We start from the raw sequence: 18,798 nt of genomic DNA on the forward strand, positions 1-18,798 counted from the left end.
TGACAAGCTGCCGACGGGGCAACGTCATCTCGTTTTTGTGATTGTTAACACTGCTTATGGAGTTACTGGATCTTACACCGAGTGCCCGGTTAATAGACCATGACAAGATGGATAATCCCCCCTCAGAGCAACGATCTGGAACCACAGCGAGGCACGCGGGCGAGTTTGTACCTGTCACGACTGACCGGAAATGGCCGAAAGCTGCCGACCATCAAGGGCTGCTACCGACCTGGAGCAGTCGGAGAACAGAATAATGGCAAATTAGTGGCTATGCTTGGTCTGCTGTCGAAACTGATCAGGCAGTCCGGCAGGCTGCGCGGAAATGACCCGCAACGTGCCCTATGTCACCCGACTATTCTGCGTGAAGCACCCAGTTCAGGGGCGCAAATCCGCAACGACACTCGGGAAGACATGGAGCAAACCCTGCACCTGCAGGCGCAGGGTTTGGACTAGATCTGTTGGGATCACTCAGGATCGAATCGACTTTCGCTACGGTGCGGCTGGGCACTGCGAAAACGGGGGATATGCTCACCCCAGACATGCTGGCCAAGGTCTGCACGCTCGCCAGAGGCGCAGAACGAGGCTGAGGAAATTGAAAGGAACAGAACATCTGGCAAAAGTGATTGTCGACGTTCAGTTCTACAATGGAGAGCGAGGAGAATCGTTACCTGAAACGATGATGTCAAATACAACAAGTGAAAATGATTTCGTTTTATCGTCGAAATGTTAAGAGACTGCTTCCGAGAGTAAAAAATTTCACCATGAAATTAGCATCGCCAAATGCATTGCTTAGTGTCGAATAGTTGGTTGGCGTGACACTTAAGACGTATAGCTTCGGTAGCTATTGCTTGTCTCGGGAGCTTCGCTCACGAAAACCAGCGTGAATCCAGAACAGAGAACAAATTTGGCTAATGCTACGTGCGGTGTGTTCTCAGGTTCAGGTGTCGGCACAAAAGGTTAATTGGTTTCCGAATACCGCTTCTATTGGTCAATTTAGAAGGATTATGTTTGGAGATTGTGAAATGGATTCTTTCAGGAATAAAAGCGCCGCAAAGCAAGCCATACCCACCAGTTCAAATAAGCCGCGCTCGACCAAATGGCACCGCATGTACTTTTTTCTTGCGGGATTCGACGTGCTGGTTGTTGTGCTGAGCGTGCTATTGAATCACCTGATCGTCGATACCTATCACCGCTCCATCAAGGCAAACCAGTCGTGGGTCCAACAGCTGTCGAGCTATTCAACGCTGGGCAGCCTGGCTTCCACAGTCAATGCGCCGGGCAATAATGTGTTCGATACACATAATGTTGAAGCCGAATCGCGGAACATGAATGAAGCCTTGCGCGCCTTCAACGAGCATTTGGCAATGGCCAAAAAACAGTTGGAAGTACGGATCGCCAATGAGGCTGAACACAGTGCAGATATACAAGCCTTTACCCTTGCATTGAAGGATGAGGTGGGTGCAATTGATGCCGCGATGGTCGAAATGGTGAACGAGGCCTTGCTGATTTTTTCCTACTTCAGGGAGGGGCAGTCGGATAATGCCGGCAAACGCATGGCAACGATGGACAGGAAGTTTGCCCTGTTGCTCGCCTCACTCAGTACCGTACGGGATCGCGTTGGCCTGATTCAAAGCAAGCTCCTGGAGGAGGAGCTTGAGTCGGTCGAAGAACTGCGCCGGGTCGAATACGCGATCATGGTGTTCGTGCTACTGATGGTCAGTGCGGCCGTTATCTACGGGGGCAAGATCAGGCGCGAAATGGAGTCGCAAGCAGCCGAAAGGGAAGGTTATCTGGCAGTGCTGCGCGAAAGCGAGAAGCAGGCCCGCCAGCAAGCATCGCTGCTGGACAAGGCCCAGGACGCCATTGTCGTTCACGGGATGGATAACCGCATCCTGTACTGGAACAAAAGTGCCGAGCGTCTCTACGGTCTGTCAAAGGAAGAGGCACTCGGCAAATCGGCACAGGAGTTGATCTACCAGGGTAGCGCCGCTTTCAATGCGGCCACTAACAGCCTGATAGAAACGGGTGACTGGGCGGACGAAGTTACACTTCGACGCCGGGATGGCTGCACCATCACGCTCGAAAGTCATCGAACCCTGGTGCGAGACGATGATGGCCAGCCGCAATCCGTTCTGTCGATCAATACTGACATCACCCACCGTAAGACCGCTGAGCAAGAGGTCCAGCGTTTGGCCTTCTACGATCAGTTGACCGGGCTGGCCAACAGGCGGCTCATGTTGGACCGGTTACAGCATCTGCTGGCGGGCAGCTCCCGTAGCCTGCATACGAGCGCGATAATTCTCATTGACCTGGATAACTTCAAGGCACTGAACGACACGCTGGGACATGACAGAGGCGACATGTTGCTGCAGCAAGTTGCTCTGCGCCTTTCCGGCTGCATGCGCGAGAGCGACACCGTGGCTCGCCTGGGCGGAGACGAATTCGTCGTCCTGCTGGATGGCCTTAATGAGAATCCTCCAGAAGCAGCTATCCAGGCCAAGGCTATTGGCGAAAAGATTCTCAACGCTCTGAACATTTCCTACCAGTTGGATGGATATGAGCACCACAGCACCCCCAGCCTCGGCATTGCGCTGTTCCAGGGGCAGCTGAGCACAGTGGACGATATTATGAAGCGCGCTGACCTGGCGATGTATCGCGCCAAGGCGGCGGGCCGCAATACCATGCGCTTCTTCGATCCGGAAATGCAGGCGGTTGCCACGGCACGCGCCAGACTGGAAGTAGACTTGCGCCAAGGCTTGCAGGACAACGAATTTCTTCTTCATTACCAGCCGCAGGTGAATAGTGAGGGCCGTATCATTGGCGCAGAGGCACTGATGAGATGGCAGAATCCTGAGCGCGGAGTCGTGTTTCCAGGCGAGTTCATTCCATTGGCAGAGGAAACGGGGTTGATTCTGCCGTTAGGCCGTTGGGCGCTGCAGGCAGCCTGCACTCAGCTGGTTGCCTGGGCAAAGCATTCGGAAACCGCCCGACTGGGTATGGCTGTGAATGTCAGCGCCCGCCAGTTTCACCATCCGGACTTCGTCGAGGAGGTACTGCAAGTACTGAGATACACGGGGGCCGATCCGAAGAAATTGAAACTGGAACTGACCGAAGGCCTGCTGATAGAGGATATGGAAGGTACTGTCGCCAAAATGATCGAGTTGAAAGAGATCGGCATAGGCCTTTCGCTGGATGATTTCGGAACCGGCTACTCGTCACTGTCATACCTGAAGAGCCTTCCGCTGGATCAACTCAAGATCGACCGGTCCTTCATCAGAGATGTGCTGGTTGATCCCAACGACGCCGCCATCGCCTGCGCGATTGTGAGCCTGAGCCAGATATTGGGGCTTTCGGTGATTGCAGAAGGTGTGGAGACAGAAGCTCAGCGCACCTTTCTGGTCAAGCATGGCTGCCAGACCTACCAGGGCTTCCTGTTTTCCCCGCCACTGCCAGCCGAACAATTTGAGGAGTATGTTCACGAAAGATTAATGGCGAGCACTGATTTCCCACGGACCAAGACTAAATCGCCATAACTTCGTAGGTGCCTGGGAACGTCCGCTTTCGGCTGTGGATTCAACCCAATGCGGACGATGAGAGGTCGACTCAAATGTGGCTCGCACCCGCAACTGCCGGAGGTAGCCTCGAACAGCTAGTAGGAGCGAGCCTTCTTGCCCACCTGAGGATTTGCAGAACCACACATCATGGTTCTGCAAATCGCTCACAGGTGTATTTAGCCTTGAAGTGCCGTCATCAGGACTTGTACCAACTGACCACCTTCGGGCGTAGCCCAGCTTCCTGCGAGCTCCGCGATCAACTGATTGGTAGTGGTCAGCGTCACACCGCCCTTTTCCATCCGGCGCAGGGCGATATCATCCGAAGTTCTCATCGTCCATGGCGTTGACGATAAACAACATCTCAGGCTATGAGCTCGTAAGGGGCTGTCTTCTAATACAATGGGAATCTAACGCTTGTTAGGTGCCAGATCATTTTTGATCCTTGTGCCTCCTTGTCGTTTTTTCTCGGCGCATTCAAATGATTGTTCTGGCCGAAAGCGGCCCTTGGTCAATGTCCGTTAGTGGCCGTTTTCTGCCTCATGCGACGGGCTGCTTTTGGCCGATTTCTACCTTCCCCGATCGGCTGAAACCGACCCATTGCAGGCGGTTCAGAAGTATCAATAGAAACGGTGGTGATTCAGGCATCCGAAACATATCGCAAGGTGTCGAGGTTGTAAGAGGAAACCACATACCTTGGTTAACCGGGCACATGTCCCGGCTTTCCTGTTCCGTGAAACAACCGACCCACACCCATCACCTGTTTTTGAGCCATCCTGCATTCTAAACTTATCACTCAGACATTCTGGTTTCTCGATGCCAGAGCGTCGGAAAAAGCTCGTGCTCCATAGGTACATCTGATGCCAGAGCATCTTTCAGCCCTGGAAAGTCGGGGGAGGTGGCCCAAGGTCTCGGCGCATGCCGCACGTCATCGCCTATGACCCTCACTGAAAACGCGCGGCGACGGTTATGCCCGCCCACGCCAGCAGAGGCATGCAAGGTCAACATGTTGAAACACACCATGTCCCCCGGCGACAACGTCCATCCGAGAATGGGAAAGTCCTCGCGATGGCTTTCAATATCCGGTAGCTCGCCTAGTGTTCCCTCGGAGAACCATTTGGCCTGGCTGTCCATGAAGGACCGAGGCATCAACCAGGGGCCCTTGTGTGAGCCGGCGATGAATTCGAGGGTCGATTCCCTGGGCACGGGGTCAACTGGAATCCAGAAACTCACGGTGTCCGAACCAGTGATGTTGTAGTAAGGCTGGTCCTGATGCCAAGGCGTGCGTTGGCGCGTATTGGGCTCTTTCACCAGCAAGTGATCATGGTGCAGGCGCACCTGTTGGCTGTTCAGCAGGGCGGCCGCGATTGGGGCGATGGCGGAGTTGAAAATGAAGTCGCGATAGTGTGCATTCTCTTGCCAGTTACAAAAGTCCTCGAAGAACCATCCCGGATCCGTAGGGCTGCTCGCCACTTTTGCGCGAGGGCTGGGATGGGCAAGGTTGCGCTCGATGCCTTGCGTCAGTTCGCTGATTTGCTGCGCAGTAAACGCATTACGGATACACACTGCACCATCAGTTTGAAAGGCACGCACAGTCTCGTCGCTGACGGGGAAGGCAAAACGAGATTCACCGCGTTGTATCATTTCGTTCATGGGGATTACCTCATTCGCCGTAAATATCGAAGTTGAAGTACTGCTTCGCGATCTGGTCGTACTGGCCTGATTGGCGAATACTGGCAATGGCCGTGTTCAGCTGCTCTCTGAGTTCAGGCTCGTTTTTTCGGACACCGATAGCAACGCCATCGCCAATGATGCTTTTGTCGGTGATGGGCTCACCGGCGAAGGCAAAGCCCTGGCCTTGAGGCTTTTGCAGTAATCCTATGTCGGCTTGTACCGAGGCCTGGAACGAGGCATCCAGGCGTCCGGTGATGAGGTCTGAAAACACCTGGTCCTGGGTTTGGTAGGAAAGGATATTGACGCCTTGGCGGGCCCATTGCGACTTGGCATAACTTTCATGTAGCGAGCCTTGAACCACCCCAACCGACTTGCCTTTCAATGATTCTGCCGTCGGCAGCAATCCGGTGTCTTTTCTGGCAACGAGAGAAGACGGCGCGGTGTAGATTTTGTGGCTGAAATCGACCTGCTGGCGACGTGCCTCGGTGGCGCTGAATGCAGACAGGATGGCGTCGAATTTCTTCGCCTTTAACGCCGGGATCATGCTGTCGAAGGTCTGCTCGACCCAAATACATTTGACCCGCAACTCGGCACATAGGGCGTTGCCCAGATCGATATCAAAACCACTCAATGAACCATCTGGCTGCTTTTGCTCGAAAGGTGGGTAGCTAGGATCGACACCGAATTTGATCACCGGTTCTGCCTGCGATAGCGGGGCGATGATCAGCCCGAACAGCAGGGTGATGTATTGAAGTTTGCGTAGTTGCATGATGACCTCATTTTTTATTGGTTTTCACGGTTTGGCAGGTCTTTGCTCAAGTGTTGAGTGGCAAGAAGGCCTCAGTCAATTTGACCCAATAGCCAGCGCCCCGAATCAGGATGTCGTCATTGAAGTCGTAGCGAGGGTCGTGAGCCATGCAGCTCTTTTCACCGTCGCCATTGCCGATGATCAGATAGCTGCCAGGGCATTTCTGCAGGAAGTAGGCGAAATCCTCGCTGCCATTGAAGGGCACGATGTCGTTCATCACCTCGTCCTCACCGAGCCAGTCGATGGCCACCTGGCTGGCAAACCGGGTCATTTCTTCGTCATTTACCAGCAAGGGGTAGTCGGCACTGTAGTCGATCTCGGCGGTCGCGCCGAATGCCTGCGCCTGGGCGTGAATGAGGTGTTTTATCTGACTCTCCAGACGGTCCCGGACGGCGTTGTTCAGTGAGCGGACGGAAATCAGCATGTGCGCGCTGTCCGGGATCACGTTGGACGCCTTACCTGCGTTAATGGCCCCGACGGTGATAACGCTCATTTCCTGAGGTGAAATGTTGCGCGAGACGACTGTCTGCAAGGCCATGATGATGCTTGCGCAGACCACCACAGGGTCGACGCTCAGATGCGGCATCGCGCCGTGACCGCCTTTTCCGTGAATCGTGACATTGACCTGGTCGGCGGAGGCCATGAAGGGCCCGGCTCGGAACCCGAGTTTTCCGACAGGGTAACCAGGCATGTTGTGTGCAGCGAACACTGCATCGCAGGGGAACTGTTGCAGCACGCCTTCCTGAATCATTCGTCGGGCGCCGGCCAGACCTTCTTCGGCCGGCTGGAAAATCAGGCGGACCGTGCCATCGAACGGATGGCCATGGGCGAGGGCGTAGGCGGCGGCGAGGAGCATGACCGTATGCCCGTCATGGCCACACGCGTGCATCTTGCCCGGTATCCGGCTTGCGTAGGGGAGCCCGGTTTTTTCCAGAATTGGCAGTGCGTCCATGTCAGCCCGTATGCCGATCACACGCGAACTGGTGCCTTTCTTCAGCGTGGCGATGACCGCGGTTTCGGCGAAGCCGCGCGTCACGTCATAACCCCATTTGATCAATCGTTCGGCTACCAACTCACTAGTCTCGACCTCCTGATAACCGAGTTCAGGGTTGGCATGGATCTGGTGGCGCAGTTCGCGCATTTCCTGCTCAATCTCTTTTAAAAGCGTGATGGACTGTGTCATTGGCAGCGTTTTTCCTTGGTGACCAAGAGGAGAAACCAATCTGTCGCAAGGGCCACATCCTACGATGGCTTACGGCATCATGCGTTTCATCAAAGTGCCTGGGCTTTTTCTGGTACGGTCTTTTGGTGAGGTTCGAAGCCCAGGTGGTGTTGGTCCGAGAGTAGAGGGCCAAGGCATCAGCTGACAGGCAATCGAAAGTGAACAAGGCAACCCAGGGTTAACACCGGCGGACACTATGAAGTTCTATCAACTCAATGCACTGGTGGCGGTGGCCGATGCGGGCAGTATCCGCGGCGCTGCAAAAAGGCTCGACACTTCGCCGGCAGCGGTCACCAAGGCCATCCAGAAGCTGGAGGCAGACACCGCGACACAATTGCTGATCCGTAATACCTCAGGGATTGTATTTACCGAACTCGGCAAGAAGCTGTTGATTCAGGCACGTCTGCTGGTGGCACAGATGGTCAGTGCCCGTCAGGTGTTGCCTGATTGCAAGGGGGAACTGGAGGGGTGCTTGTCGGTAGCCGTGACACCCTGGTTGGCGATGACACTCATGCCTAAATCCGTCGTGCGTTTTCGCCAGCAATTTCCAAAGGTGCAACTTGAGTTGTATGAGGGGCTTTCATCGGTCGCGTGTCCGCTGCTGCGGGATGCGAGCGTCGATCTGTTTATCGGACGGCTTGATACCCGGTTTTCCAGTGCCGACCTGACCTATCTGCCGCTATTTACGGCCGATTGTGCGGTGGTGGCCCGTCAGCAACACCCGTTGTCGAACAGCAGGACCATGGAGGATCTGGCGTCGGCTGACTGGATACTGGCCTCGCAACAAGACGGAACGATTTCGACGCAGGGGCATGTGCATTTCGCCCATTCGCTCTCGATCATCTTGAGCTTGCTGCGTGAAACCGACATGTTGAGCATCTTTCCCTGGCCGCTGGTGGAGATATGCGCTCAGCGCGAAGGCCTGTGCGCCTTGCCTCTGCGCGAGCCGGTCGGCAGTGCCTCGGTGGGCGCCATCAGCCGAAGCGGGCAGCCCCTGCGGCCGGCGGCCGAGCGGTTTCTGGAGTGTCTAATCGAAACCATTCACCTGGAGATAGGGCATGCGCATTCTCCTTATCGGCGCATGTTGCAGACCGTCGATTTACTGGTCTGAGCGCTGTTATCGAAACTAAGTGGGACGTCACTGGTTTCATAGTCATTCCTCACTGTCCGCTCCTGGCCGAGCGCTGCCTGTCGTAACCGGGAGAGAGCGACCAAGAGCAGGCGCTGACATGAAATGACTCGACCTTTTTTTCAAGACTAGGCTCAAGGGACAAACGGTGACGCCATATGGACACCAGCATCGTAAAATTGGGTCTGTTAGCAGTGATTGTAGCCGTTGAATGGTACACGGTACGCGACACTGGTCAGTGGACGATCAATCTACGCTGGTTGAAAGAAATGTAGCTTAAGGCCTTGAATTTCAACGCGACACAGGTTCTTGGAAAAACGCTCGCAGGATCGTGAAAATGTGACCGTCCGCCAATAACCGGAGTCCCTTAACTCATTGATTAATTAGCGTTTCCGCTTATTTTTTAGCGGTTTACCGGAAAATCAACAGAATATTCAGCCGTTTTTCCGAGTATTAAGTATGCGTACCGCGCCAACCATTAAAGCCACTATTGAATAGAAAAAGCGACACAGCATATTCTCCCCCGTGTGAAGAGGTGGATCAGACACACACAAAAGCACCGTCAGCGACCTCCAAAAAATGCCCGACGTCCGGATCTTGTTACTCACCGAGAACTTCAAAAAGCAACAGAGAAAAACCACCTGGTGCAGTTTTTACGCGTGGGCAGAAAACAACCGGCTACGTCGAGTACAGACGCAGCCAGTTAAATGTACAGGTGATCAATGAAGACACGCTGTTGGTTTGATTCTGTCGACGTGTGGGACGCGGATTGGGCGATATATGTGCGAGAGATGCTGAGCTCAATAGAGATTGTGTCGCAAGGTTATTCGACCAACATCTATCGCGTCGCTGGAAGGTTCAATTGACTAAATAGCGTTAGAAATAGACCAATGAAGAGATTAAAATCTAACATTCGTATTGTACGGATAGAACTGCCTCAAGAAGCCAAAGTGATAGAAGATCTTTATTGCTAGACTTTAATATTGGAATTTATCAATGGCTGATTTGACATGGCTGTAGGGGCATCGTTGCTCCTACAAATACTGAATAGGGTTTCCTCAGCGTTTGTTGAGATTGAGAGGTTATATTGTTTGATTTGGTTTTGAACCAATCTCATCGCTTGATTGGATGAAAATTTCCAAGGGCTTAGCAACGGACTAAGGTATTCGGGCGGAATATCTAATAATGCATCAAGGAAGTAATCCGAACCAATTGATAAATTTATTTTCAATGCGCTGTATTTTTTATGATCTATCACCATTTGTTTTGGTTGGTAAGGATCCCAAGGAGAACACCTGAAAAAATGGCTGTAACCCTTAGGGTTTTCCATCCATGTATCAAGGACTTTTAGGTTTTCACGAATATGAATATTTAGTAAGCTGGCTGATTGCCTGCTGGGCCTGCTGTTAAGCAGGCTATAAGCAATTACGATTTTGTTTATGGTTGCGTAGAGAATATACACTTCTACACATGGAATGCCGAAGTTGTCTGTAATGACAAGGCCAAGGTTTAAATACTGAAGATTTATCTTATAAAAATTCTCAGCCATTTTTGAACCCGTCGATAAAATTTAGATACTGACTAGCGGTGATAAATGGTATTAGATCTATCAGTCGACGTAAAATACCAGAGTGCTCTAAGTCGACAAAAACATTACTGTGCTTACCTATGTCGTATGCGGACCATCCATATAACAATCCAAACTCATTCGAAATAAATGCTAATGTTTGCAAATCACGATCTGAATAAAACCCGATGATGCACCCTGTTAATATTAGCGCGCACATCCGTTCGAACGCCGAGCATGAAATTGGACCTATCATCATTAATGCGCGACCTCCAAAGTATTTAAACGCGCCGCGCTGGGGTGATGATCGCGAAAGAGTTCTACAAGCGAGCCCTCTCGGTTCGCCAGCGCAAAGAAATAACTCGATCAAAAATTTGAGTGCCTTTTGAGTCTTATGATCAGCAAACGTTGTTGATATTTCCAAGCTATTTATAAATTTCTGAAACTTAAGCGCAAGCAAAACAACAATTTGAAGATTTGGCTCATTTAGCCTGCACTTGTGAGTTTGAGTAAAATCGCTGGACAAAACATGGATGTGATAGCGGTCTCCATATGGTAGCTCGTTTAACAAGCACTTATGGATGTCACAAATAGGGTTGGCGAGATATCTCCATCTTTTTTTGTAAACAAGACATTGTTGATCGGCCAAAGAATCGACCAAGCACGCCTTGCATGCAAACTGAGTGGCAGAATATGGAATTATCCATTCAGAATGTGAACGGAAGTGATTCCAAATTTCTTTGGGGTTTGCATTAATTACATTGTGTACAGCTGTGGAGGTTAAAATTTCTTTGGAAAAGTCAGGGTCCTGACTCGGGTAGCACTTAAGCTTGGATCTAGTAAGGGCCTGTATACTTTCGACAGAGATGCAGCGGTGCGAAAGCTTTATTTCGCATCTGTTAATCCATGATGTGAAAGACTCATCATTAACTGGATTCAATACTGAATAAATATGCATTGTTCTGAAGTGTAACCTTTAAGGGTGGAAATTCATTCGATAGTGGAGCCTGGGCGGGGCCAGTAAGCAGTGCGTGTATGGCATGTTCCTTTAGAAGGTAAAACAGATTTCCAGTGTTACCTGAGCATAGTTTGAAAATGGTTTCAGCATGGGATCTGAGATCAATATTTATTGTATGCTTTTCAGAGAGAGTATTTTCAAGGATCCCCATAAAAGATGAAAAACCTACGCCATTTTCCCATTCTTGTATGCAATGAATAGACGTCAGTATATCGTCAGTGCATGTTGCTCCATAAGCACGCTTCGTCGTGCCAATAATTATATTTATAGACATCGGTGTGCGCGCTAAACTTAGGCAGGCGTTTATCAATTGCTGCTTTTTTATTCGCGTAATTACACCCTCTAAAAAGTCATTTAGGATGATGCAGTCAATTTTAGCGTGACGAATTAAGTTTAATATGAAATATGGGATTATTTGATTTTTCGTAGATTGTAGTTTTGCTCCTTGGTAAGTGAATCCGTAATACTCTAGTAATGCTTCCCATGGATTATTTCCATCGCTGAAGGCGCGGGGACTAAGCACTATTGTATTGATCGACCTACGGAGAAGGATGTCTTGGCACATTTTTGTCGCAGTTGAGACGCCACAGCCAGATTCTCCGAGGATAATATGTAATGAGCCTCTTCCAGTGTTTACCGAAAGCATTGAATCTATCGCAGCCACAACATTTTTTACTTGAGGAGTTGGTAAATTGAACTCCTCGTAAATTCGATTAATTTCATTTATTAGATGAGATTGAGGCATTGAATTTCATCGCTTTTTATGGCGCAATAGAGAAACTCCATATTTCGCAGCTAAAAATGGAGCATTATCTATAATGGGGAGAGTGATCTTTTCTAACCCTAACGATATAGCTTCGGCAGCGCATACCTGAATGATTTTTACCACGTTATCCATGACGCCATTCGCGTGCTTGAGTATTGCAGTAGCCAAATCTTGACTGTGCAAGAATGACGGAAGTTTTAATGGAAGAGTGCGTTCATACGCGGCAATAAATGCCCTAAAATCTTCATCCAATTTCCACTTTTCTAACGGCCATTGCAAGTAGCGCCTTTCTAATTGAGGGTCTAGACGGAGAGCTTCGCTGGCCTTGTCTACGCCAAAAGCAAAGACACAAAGATTGTATTGATCGCCGGACAAATTTTTTAGTAATGAAAGATTAATTTTCTGTTGCATTGTCGATAAGGTTACAGCGTCATGAATTTCATCAATGACAATCCCCTTGACATTATTTCGCTCGACGGTACGCGCAAATTCTTTGGAAGCATTATATCCGCTGTACTTTTTGGTTACCTCCATCCCGAATGCCTCCAATAGAAGCTCCCTGAGATTATAGTTATTCGGATTTTGCCTGAAGCTCATAAATACCAATTTTTCGGTTTGATTTTTATTTGATTCTTTTACGCGATTTATGATGCTTGTTTTTCCATAACCTCCGCTGCCCCATACCAACATACATGGTGCTTGAACCTTGTTTTCAGTCCGAAGCATAAAGTGCATGGCATTCATTATTGCTTGGGCGTTGGGGTATTCAATGAATACATCTTGCAGGCATATCATGAGTCGTTCTTCTGTGGAAAGGTCTAATAAGTGGCGTCTGGATTGACGTACGTGGCTTGTGTCTGTTGGTTGATTAGTCATTTTGGTCGAATAGTTGGGGGATTAATGAGAAGTTTACTTCCGGTTCCGAAGCGACTGAATCTTCGCAATTGCTAATATGGACATTCCACACGGCGTTAGGAATTCCATGCTTATTTCTGTCTCTGTGATGCATAACTCCCTCTTGGTGTGCTTTTGCTAATTTGGCACTGCGTGTGTCGCGCTGGCTATTTTTTACCAATGCATTATTGGTCCGAATCTGCCTGAGTGCGTCGTCATCAGTTACTGTGCCGACTGGTATCTGCTTATTGAACTCACGGTCGCAGCGGTAGTCTTCGTAACTTGAAAACTCACTAGCTAAAGACACTTGCGGAACTCGCACATACACCCCTTCGATATTGACCCATACTACGGTCAAATCAAACGGATCGAACTTTACAATTACCTTGCCTCTTCCTTGGACTCGATTTAATTTTGGCGTGTAATATCGCCTAGTATTGAGTGTTATTCCATTGTTTCTCACGGGTTTTATTTTTTCTGGTAAGAAATCCAAATAGAGCGTTTGCGGATTTACGACCAATTCGGGCGTAGTTATTTGCTTTTCGCGAAATGCCTGTTCCCATGCATCTTTTGGGGATTTTTTTAACTGAGAATGAACAGTGCCGTGATAGATAAGCACTTGTCCTGCGAACCAGGTGCAAAACTCCTTAAAAGTTAAAGCAGAATGTTTTTCACTGTCATAGTCACCGCGCTGCTGTGTGTTGGAGAAGGTAGTTCCTGGTAGAAAATGCACTGCAGAGGTCATGAAAGTCCCGATCAAACGTTCAATATGACCGCCCATATGCTTTTTGCCAATGATTCGCCACTCGGGATTTATTTTATATTTGCGTAATGTAGCTTCAAGTATCGGAGATCGAAATTCAGATGCGTTATCCATCAACAATCTTTCGGGAAAACCAAAGTATGGATAATGATTTGATTCACTAGCTAACTGAAAATAACCATTGCTTTTAGGGAGGATTGCCATTCCCATTGCTTGCTGAACAGAGATAAGTGAAGGAGCAAACATTGTCAGGTAATAACCTAGGATGACGCGCGTGTGCACGTCTATAATTACTGTGAGCCAAGGTCTTCCTATAACTTGCGTGCGATCATGTTCTGCGCGAAGTATTAAATCTACTCGTGTGTGGTCCATTTGTGCTACTTGAAGAGGGCGGTCTGTAAAGACGATTCCAGGGCGAGATTGATAGATCTGATTCGTCGCATCACTGCCGTGCTTTTTTAGAAATGTTTCTTTTTCATCTATGCTCTTGATTATTTTTTTTACAGTTGCAAGACTTGGGCACATCAACCCAAGTGCATGGCATGCACTTTGTACTTGCCGCCATACATTTGCGTACGAAGCTGATTTTCCGTGATAGTGTTTGTCATAGCATTCTTTAATGACGTGTATAGTTTCAGTATCAGTTCGCATACTGCCTGGTTGAGGGCCGGGATTATTTTTTATTAGTGTGACGGGGCCTAAGTCTGGGCTGTACCTTTTAACGAGTTCATAGAATGCGCTTTTTTTTACGCCTAACAATGCCGCGGCGTCTTTTGCTGTACGTAATTTATTAATAAATAATTCAATAACGGATGACCTTTCGCCCGCTAGTATCATTTGCGAGGCGCTGCGTTCCGTTATGTGAGTTACGTTACGTTTATTGTATTCAGCGCTGTGGCGAGATTGTGGGATAGGTTGGATATTCGCGAGATCGACTACTGATACGGTCCCAATACCATATTCAGTGACCGTAACGGTTCCCTGCGATCCTACCTCCATTACTACGGATAACTTACCATTGGCCACCACAAGGTGACCGCACTCAATTGCGATCCTCAAAAATATCTCCCTTTAGGGCCTTTACCTTTCAAGTTGATGCTCGGCACTAAATGTGTACGGTACGGTCTGTATTCACCGCACCATTGATACCGGTCCCGTCGGCGAAATACTATCGATCGACCGTGCATGATTCCTAGGGTCTAACAAAAAAATGACTCTCATGTCCGAACTCAATAAATACAGGGGTTTGAAGCACGAAAAAGTTTGTGCATTGGCGACGTGAAGAAAGCCTTGATTCGGTACGGTGGATTGCAGAATGATACTCACGCATTTTATGAGGAAGTGGCATTCAAATGGGGCGTAAGAACAAAACACTGTTGCAGACGCTGAAAGCAGCGGTCTTAGCTGAAAGACTTACAGAACTTGCGGGCATCCAACCCAATGGTTATCAATTGTCACGTTGGTATGAACGGAGACTAGGACTTGCCCATGGTTCGCAAGAGAAGCGCTCATGGGACATGTTTTTAAAAGGCCAAATGCCTCAGCATGACAAACTGGCGATAATTATCGATTTAGAGCCGAAATTGCGCGACTTATTGAACCATCCATTCTGGATGATTATGGACGAATCAAGTGCTCACCTTGATATTCACCAAGTGCTCCAGAAGGAGGTATATCCAGAAAATAAATTATATTTTAAAGTTCTTTGGGATGACTTGAGCTTGATGCCTGTACTGGATCGCATCACGTTCCTAGTGGCCATGATAATTTCTCCAAAACCATACGAAATATGGACTGCATACATCACCGATTGGCTAGCTGAGAGCTATGCTCAGCTTATTTTAGAGTCGTTATGGAAGCCCTTCGCTGATTTTTTATTGGAAGTAGTGATGGTGCGGTGTGAAAGCAATCAAGCGTTTTCCCCTACACGATTATGTTCATCTATCAGTGCGGAAAAACTTCAATCGTGGAGCATTGTCTCTGAGGATTATGGGACGTACCAATCCGGCCAGGCTCCCACAGCATGGGCGGCGTGGTGCAGCGCCATCTGGCGCCTCAATTGGTCCGAGCGAGAATTATTTATGAAATATATAAATAATCGCGCCGCATTCCGTTCCGGCGACAAAACATCTCCTGAAAAGAAAATTTATAAACGAGTGCGCGACCTACGATACAAACTCCTACAAAAAAGTCCGAAGCTAACAATCTGCGTTTTAGATCGCTATGTTTAAATTTTTGCCGTGACATTCAATGCATCTATGACCTGTCGTTGAAAATATTTTAATGAGCTAAGTTCATTTTTTACCTTAATATTTTCTTGTTTCAGGTCTGCAATTATTTTGCAGAGCTCGTCTATTAGTTCTGGGTATTCCTTGGTAGTGCCATATTTGTGCAATATTTTTAGCAGGCGAGCGAAATCGTTGTGCTGACTCCATAGACTCGATGAATCCTGAGATTGGAATTGGCCATTGTTTATCTCCTCGTTAGATTTAGAGCGTTCCGCGGATTGATTTAGTTCTTTAGATTTTAAAGCTCGTAGGTGTTTAACTATCGTGGTTTTTGAACCGTGATTACCCATTTCTGTACGAACCGCTTCCAGCGTCGCTTTTACACCTTTTTTTTCCAAACTTATTAATGCCCGTTTAACTAAGGCTTCGCTAATAATGGGCTTCATGACCTAATCCACTACAAAATTATAAAAGCAGCTTATCATATGCGCATTTCTGCGCGAGTGGGAATCGATATCCGGGCTGCGTTGATCCCTAGCGTCGTGATAACTAAATTTGCATCTGGTCCAGTTCTGGGTGATGGCTAATGTAATGCATTTTTAGCTGTTGCTGATGGAGTAGTGTAACGCGCATGTTTCAGATTACAGTATCTCCTCTCTTTTTAGGTTCCTCCGTTAACAGGCGTACCCCACGCATGACTGGAATCACCTCTAAGCAGATGAAGCCCTGATCTCGTTTCGAGGCAGCTGTTAACAAATGTACGCTCTTTGATTTGAGGCGCGTAATAGTCATCTCGCGTTTGGGTTTCACCCGTGAGGATCTTAATAGTCACCTTTCAGAGCTAAATGCTAGCAGCCTCGTGCCCAACAGAAGACTCTAGCTGGCAACCTTTCCGCGCTTGCGAACGCCCTAGGCATTTAGAAATCTGTCAGAGATGTTATCGGTGTCGATGCGATTTACCGAGCACTGAAAGACGATGGCTGACCGTGTTGAACGCCAGCGACCCCAACCTGGCCTTGACCCGGGCGGTGACGAGTGCCGCGTCGATTGACGGGGGTATCAGGAGCGCCCAGCCGCCGTCGGCCAGCGGCCGCGCCAGATGGTCAACGACAAACTGAATCGCCACCGCCGGCGGCAGCGGCGCGTTGCCCAATGCCTGGCCATAACGCAGTTGCAGCCAGGCCGAGCAAATAGGTGAGGGCGCTGCGGTAACTGCGCACGGTGTTGGCCGCGGTGCCGGCGGTGATAAAGGCCGCCGCCGCTTCCTGGGCATTGAGTGCGAGGAAATGTGGGGTCGAGCGGGGTTTCGTCGATCTAGGCCAACTGGTCGGTAATATTGAGTACGGTCATCGGACTGAAATTTCCGTCTTCGGAAATAACGTCGGATAACATTCCATTATCAGACCTAATATAGCCGGAGATCAGCCATGGCAGTAGGGGTGCCGGAACACGACGTATTTGCCGCGGCGGACGCGGTGTTGGCGCGTGGCGAACGGCCGACGGTGGAGCGCGTACGCCTGGAGTTGGGCCGCGGCAGCCCGGCGCGGGTCGGCGGGCTGCTCGATCAATGGTGGGCGCGCCTCGCAGAACGGCTGAGCTAGCAGAGTCGTCTGCCAGCAATTCCTAGCGAGGTGTCGCAGGCCCTTGTCGCCGTGTGGCAACAGGCGATTCAACTGGCGCAGGGCGTCGCCGAACAGGCGCTAGTGGAGCAACGTCAGGTGCTGATCGCAGAACACGAACGGGTGGCGGCGGTTGAGGACTAGGCGCGTCAGGACTCGGCGCAATTTCTCCAGCAGGCGGCGGATGCCTTGGCTGGGCGCCAGTCAGTGGAGATGCGCCTGGACGATTTGGAACTGCTGCCGTCCCCGCGCCAGTTGCAGATCGAGGATCTGCAACAGCAGCGCGAGAGCTTGTTGCGAGAGCGCCGTGAAGTTCAGCAGCACAACCAGACATTACAGCAGGATCTGCAGGCGCTGCGGCTCAAGACCGAGCAGGAGCGCATCGCGCAGGAGAGCTACGTGCGTGGAGTGAGGATCGCGCGCACCGCGGGGTAGACCGCGCCCGGGAGGAGGGCAAGGCTTCGGTGACTCACCTTAAGGAGGTCGGGCGACACGTGGAGCAGTTACAACGGCGGCTGGAGTCGATACAGACCGAACTCAGTTAATCTCGGCAATCGGCAGCAGCACAGCACGCCCGTGCCCAAACGCTGCAGCAGCAACTGACGCAGGTGCGTCAGGCTCCCGGTGCCAAACGTAAGCCGAGCACCAGAAAAACCAAGCCGAAGAGCGATCCCTGACAGATGATGGTGCCACTGCGATCAATATCGCGTGATGAGAACTACCTTATACAGAGCAAAGGCAGTCCAGCGCTTCTCCCGTCCAGGCTCCAAGACGTCCACGGACGCAAATTTGCAGAGCGCTCCTGGTCATAGGCAGCTTTGATTACTGCCAGTTGCGAAGAACTCTAATCGACAACCCAAAGCGGACCTTGTTGCTCTTGTGAAGGGTGTGACCGATTATTGCCCTGTGCGCCGCCAACGGCGGGCACATCAGTGATTACGAAGGCGTGGATCAATCCGCCAAGCCACAGATGCCGTTGATCGCGATCAATACCACCGCTGGCACAGCGAGTGAAATGACCCGTTTCTGCATCATTACCGACGAAGTCCGGCACGCGAAAATGGCCATCGTCGACCGTAACGTCACCCATTGTTGTCGGCCAACGATCCTTCGCTGATGGCAGGCATGTCCAAAGGACTCACCGCTGCCACCGGCATGGAGGCGCTGACCCTCGCTATCGAAGCCTATGTGTCGACTGCGGCAACGCCGAGCACCGATGCCTGTGCACTCAAGGTCGTGGAATTGATCTCGGCCAACCCGCGCATTGCCGTTGCCCTGGGTGACGACATGCCAGCCCGGGAAAATATGGCCTGCGCGCAATTTCTTGCCGGCATGGCTTTCAACACTGCTTCGCTGGGCTATGTCCACGCCATGGCGCACCAACTGTAGGGATTTTTTGCATCTCGGTAAGCTGAGATTTGTGTGGCTGAACGATTTAGTCAATCTATTGCATCGACTGGTTGAGTCCACAACCGATTGAGGTGATTCGCATACGAACGTTATCCATCCAGTTGCGAGCAGGACTTTAGGGAAGTTCCACGCTGCTCACCAGAAAATAT

The 18,798-nt window shown here is 50.1% G+C and carries 11 protein-coding genes and 4 pseudogenes; 5 read left to right on the top strand and 10 right to left on the bottom strand.

Features of this window, described 5'->3' with window-relative positions:
• Positions 1-1,022: 1,022 nt before the first annotated feature.
• On the top strand, positions 1,023-3,533 hold the full coding sequence (locus tag ACWGZX_RS29150) for a putative bifunctional diguanylate cyclase/phosphodiesterase (RefSeq protein WP_452626573.1): 2,511 nt from the start codon (positions 1,023-1,025) through the stop codon (positions 3,531-3,533).
• A gap of 197 nt (positions 3,534-3,730) precedes the next feature.
• On the opposite strand, the pseudogene ACWGZX_RS29155 reads toward ACWGZX_RS29150, so the two are convergent.
• From ACWGZX_RS29155 to ACWGZX_RS29170, 4 genes and pseudogenes are all read right to left on the bottom strand, one after another.
• Positions 3,731-3,877: pseudogene (locus ACWGZX_RS29155) on the bottom strand (isochorismatase family protein); the annotation flags it as partial.
• Positions 3,878-4,343: 466 nt separating this feature from the next.
• Positions 4,344-5,204: a phytanoyl-CoA dioxygenase family protein gene (locus tag ACWGZX_RS29160; protein ID WP_452626574.1), complete on the bottom strand. Its 861-nt coding sequence runs from the start codon at positions 5,202-5,204 to the stop codon at positions 4,344-4,346.
• Positions 5,205-5,214: 10 nt separating this feature from the next.
• On the bottom strand, positions 5,215-5,994 hold the full coding sequence (locus ACWGZX_RS29165; protein ID WP_452626575.1) for an ABC transporter substrate-binding protein: 780 nt from the start codon (positions 5,992-5,994) through the stop codon (positions 5,215-5,217).
• A gap of 46 nt (positions 5,995-6,040) precedes the next feature.
• On the bottom strand, positions 6,041-7,216 hold the full coding sequence (locus ACWGZX_RS29170; RefSeq protein WP_452626576.1) for a M20 aminoacylase family protein: 1,176 nt from the start codon (positions 7,214-7,216) through the stop codon (positions 6,041-6,043).
• 235 nt (positions 7,217-7,451) lie between these two features.
• Between ACWGZX_RS29170 and ACWGZX_RS29175 the strand changes: the two genes are divergently transcribed.
• A complete protein-coding gene (locus tag ACWGZX_RS29175) occupies positions 7,452-8,366 on the top strand; it encodes a LysR family transcriptional regulator (protein ID WP_452626577.1) in 915 nt (304 codons plus the stop codon).
• 988 nt (positions 8,367-9,354) lie between these two features.
• On the opposite strand, the gene ACWGZX_RS29180 is transcribed toward ACWGZX_RS29175, so the two are convergent.
• The 4 genes from ACWGZX_RS29180 to ACWGZX_RS29195 all read right to left on the bottom strand — a co-directional run bounded on the left by ACWGZX_RS29180 (position 9,355) and on the right by ACWGZX_RS29195 (position 14,451).
• Positions 9,355-9,933 carry a hypothetical protein gene (locus tag ACWGZX_RS29180; RefSeq protein ID WP_452626578.1) on the bottom strand — a complete coding sequence of 193 codons (579 nt, stop codon included), beginning with the start codon at positions 9,931-9,933 and terminating at the stop codon, positions 9,355-9,357.
• Positions 9,934-10,877: 944 nt separating this feature from the next.
• Entirely contained in the window at positions 10,878-11,714 is an 837-nt protein-coding gene (locus ACWGZX_RS29185) for a hypothetical protein (RefSeq protein WP_452626579.1), read from the bottom strand.
• Positions 11,715-11,720: 6 nt separating this feature from the next.
• Positions 11,721-12,530 (bottom strand): TniB family NTP-binding protein, encoded by an 810-nt coding sequence (locus tag ACWGZX_RS29190; protein ID WP_218473725.1) that lies wholly within the window; start codon positions 12,528-12,530, stop codon positions 11,721-11,723.
• Between the two features lie 73 nt (positions 12,531-12,603).
• Positions 12,604-14,451, bottom strand: coding sequence for a Mu transposase C-terminal domain-containing protein (locus ACWGZX_RS29195; protein ID WP_452626580.1), 1,848 nt, complete (start codon positions 14,449-14,451; stop codon positions 12,604-12,606).
• A gap of 293 nt (positions 14,452-14,744) precedes the next feature.
• Here ACWGZX_RS29195 and ACWGZX_RS29200 point away from each other — a divergent pair, with 293 nt between their 5' ends.
• The gene (locus tag ACWGZX_RS29200) at positions 14,745-15,623 is read left to right on the top strand and encodes a hypothetical protein (RefSeq protein WP_452626581.1); all 879 of its coding nucleotides are present in this window, start codon (positions 14,745-14,747) and stop codon (positions 15,621-15,623) included.
• Here ACWGZX_RS29200 and ACWGZX_RS29205 read toward each other — a convergent pair.
• Together ACWGZX_RS29205 and ACWGZX_RS29210 are read right to left on the bottom strand one after the other, a co-directional pair.
• The gene (locus ACWGZX_RS29205) at positions 15,620-16,066 is read right to left on the bottom strand and encodes a DNA-binding protein (protein WP_218473720.1); all 447 of its coding nucleotides are present in this window, start codon (positions 16,064-16,066) and stop codon (positions 15,620-15,622) included. The two genes, ACWGZX_RS29200 and ACWGZX_RS29205, sit on opposite strands and share 4 nt — an antisense overlap.
• A gap of 500 nt (positions 16,067-16,566) precedes the next feature.
• Positions 16,567-16,934: pseudogene (locus ACWGZX_RS29210) on the bottom strand (integrase); the annotation flags it as partial.
• 113 nt (positions 16,935-17,047) lie between these two features.
• Here ACWGZX_RS29210 and ACWGZX_RS29215 point away from each other — a divergent pair.
• Together ACWGZX_RS29215 and ACWGZX_RS29220 are read left to right on the top strand one after the other, a co-directional pair.
• A pseudogene (locus ACWGZX_RS29215) lies at positions 17,048-17,916 on the top strand (DNA-binding protein).
• Positions 17,917-18,137: 221 nt separating this feature from the next.
• Positions 18,138-18,625 (top strand): annotated as a pseudogene (locus ACWGZX_RS29220) (iron-containing alcohol dehydrogenase); the annotation flags it as partial.
• Positions 18,626-18,798 lie beyond the last annotated feature (173 nt).

This window comes from Pseudomonas sp. CLCA07, assembly GCF_053615335.1.

Coding starts and splice junctions, on each gene's coding strand:
- ACWGZX_RS29150 (WP_452626573.1), top strand. CDS start 1,023: ATGGATTCTTTCAGGAATAAAAGCGCCGCAAAGCAAGCCATACCCACC.
- ACWGZX_RS29160 (WP_452626574.1), bottom strand. CDS start 5,204: ATGAACGAAATGATACAACGCGGTGAATCTCGTTTTGCCTTCCCCGTC.
- ACWGZX_RS29165 (WP_452626575.1), bottom strand. CDS start 5,994: ATGCAACTACGCAAACTTCAATACATCACCCTGCTGTTCGGGCTGATC.
- ACWGZX_RS29170 (WP_452626576.1), bottom strand. CDS start 7,216: ATGACACAGTCCATCACGCTTTTAAAAGAGATTGAGCAGGAAATGCGC.
- ACWGZX_RS29175 (WP_452626577.1), top strand. CDS start 7,452: ATGAAGTTCTATCAACTCAATGCACTGGTGGCGGTGGCCGATGCGGGC.
- ACWGZX_RS29180 (WP_452626578.1), bottom strand. CDS start 9,933: ATGGCTGAGAATTTTTATAAGATAAATCTTCAGTATTTAAACCTTGGC.
- ACWGZX_RS29185 (WP_452626579.1), bottom strand. CDS start 11,714: ATGCCTCAATCTCATCTAATAAATGAAATTAATCGAATTTACGAGGAG.
- ACWGZX_RS29190 (WP_218473725.1), bottom strand. CDS start 12,530: ATGATATGCCTGCAAGATGTATTCATTGAATACCCCAACGCCCAAGCA.
- ACWGZX_RS29200 (WP_452626581.1), top strand. CDS start 14,745: ATGGGGCGTAAGAACAAAACACTGTTGCAGACGCTGAAAGCAGCGGTC.
- ACWGZX_RS29205 (WP_218473720.1), bottom strand. CDS start 16,066: ATGAAGCCCATTATTAGCGAAGCCTTAGTTAAACGGGCATTAATAAGT.